The following is a 1,198-nucleotide window of genomic DNA, read 5'->3' as shown; positions in this document are numbered from 1 at the left end:
CTCTGGCAGGACGACGCGCACGTGGCGGCGAACCGCGCGCGCTACCGTGCCAACTTCGACGCGGCGGAGCGCGCGCTGGCGCACGCCGGCATCGACGTCCGCCCGCAGGCGGGCTTCTTCCTGTGGCTCGACGTCGGCGACGGGGAGGCGGCGGCCAAGCGCCTCTGGCAGGAGGCGGGCCTGCGGGTCCTGCCGGGCGCCTACATGGCCGTCGACGACGCCGAGGGGAATAACCCGGGCGCGCCTTACATCCGCGTCGCCCTGGTGTACGAACCGGAGGTGACGGAAGCCGCGCTCAAGCGCCTGGGCGAGGTGATCTGGGGCCCGCCCGCCCGCGCCCAGGCCGGCTAGCGTCCCCGCCGGCTAGTGTCCCCGTAGACAAGCGAAAGCGACCAAGCACCCGTGAGCACGAGCACCCGAACCAGCCGCCAATCCGCCGCCGACCAGGCGGCGCGCGCCCGCGACGGCGTCTCCGGCTTCCTGAAGCGCCGGATCGCAGATCTGCTGCGGATCGCGCCGGGGCTGCTGGCGGTGGCGCTGTTGATCGCGTTCGTCACCTACAACCCGAACGACCCCAGCCCGAACGTCGCCGCCGACGGGCCGGTCTCCAACCTGCTGGGCTGGCCGGGGGCGGCGGTATCGGACGTCGTGCTGCGCACCCTGGGGCTCGCCGGTTTCGGGCTGGTGCTGGTGTTGGCGGGCTGGTCGCGCCGGCTGATGCTGGACCACGCGCTGCCCCGCTGGTGGCTGCGCATCGCGCTGCTGCCGGTCGCGCTGCTGGCGCTCGCCGCCGCGCTCGCGACCCTGCCGACGCCGGCCAGCTGGACGGTCGAGGGCGGCCTCGGCGGCTTTGCCGGCGTGCTGGTGATGCGCTGGCTGATCGGGGTTACCGGGCTCGGCCTGACGGTGCCGGCGCTGGCGTGCGCGGCCGTCGGGCTGGCGGCGCTGCACTATACCGGCGGGCTGCGCCGGGCGGACTGGCAGGCGATCGCGGCCGCGTTCGGCCGCCTGACCGGGCGCGGCGCCGAGGGTGTATCGGGCGCGATCCGCTCGGGCCGGGAGATCAACGACCGGCGCAAGGCGAACCGCGCCGCCCGCCCGGACTCCGCGGAGGTCGCGGCGGTCGCGGCGGCCCGGCCCGGGCTGGGCGCCCGCCTGGCCGGTCTGGTCCAGCGCGCCCGCGCGGCCCGGGCGGACG

The 1,198-nt window shown here is 76.4% G+C and carries 2 protein-coding genes; both read left to right on the top strand.

The window, feature by feature from the left end; genetic code table 11:
• Nucleotides 1-351: aminotransferase class I/II-fold pyridoxal phosphate-dependent enzyme (locus CKO28_RS27685; RefSeq protein WP_200344757.1), on the top strand; the 351-nt coding region annotated here is incomplete at its 5' end.
• A 51-nt stretch (nt 352-402) separates the two neighbouring features.
• Nucleotides 403-1,198, top strand: a 796-nt coding sequence (locus CKO28_RS27680; RefSeq protein ID WP_200344755.1) for a DNA translocase FtsK 4TM domain-containing protein, incomplete at its 3' end; no start/stop codon positions are given.

The organism is Rhodovibrio sodomensis (genome assembly GCF_016583645.1).
Classification (GTDB): domain Bacteria; phylum Pseudomonadota; class Alphaproteobacteria; order Kiloniellales; family Rhodovibrionaceae; genus Rhodovibrio; species Rhodovibrio sodomensis.
This window is presented reverse-complemented; position numbering and strand designations above follow the sequence as displayed.